1 protein-coding gene is annotated in these 411 nt (G+C 65.9%); it reads right to left on the minus strand.

Annotated elements, in window-relative coordinates; translation table 11 throughout:
• On the minus strand, nt 1–411 hold a 411-nt coding region (locus AC066S_RS39735; RefSeq protein ID WP_478272052.1), incomplete at both ends, for a hypothetical protein.

Raw genomic sequence — 411 nt, forward strand, 5'->3', positions numbered from 1 at the left:
TCGTAGTAGAGGTAGAAGGCCGCGGTCATCCAGCAAAAGAGCACGAACACCTCGTAGAGGTTGCTCACCGGGATGTGGCCGATGTCCGGCCCGATGAGGTAGCTCTCGTACCAGCGCACCAGGGTGCCGATCAGCGCCATGGCGATCGCCACCCAGGCGATGCGCGAGCCCAGCAGCGACAGCGTTCCGCGCTCGCCGCGGGCGAACATGCCCAGCCAGTAGAACACCGTGCTGATGAAGAACAGCATGCTCATCCAGAGGATGGCGGACTGGCTGGAGAGGAAGTACTTGAGCCCGAACACGGTGTCCGCCCGCGCGAGGCTGCCCGCGCCGTCCTGCTGGTAGAGGCCGATGGCCACCAGCGCCAACGCCGCCACCGCCAGCATCAGTGTGCGCAGCGGCCGCCAGAAC

It is taken from the genome of Bradyrhizobium sp. CFUWI (genome assembly GCF_056429085.1).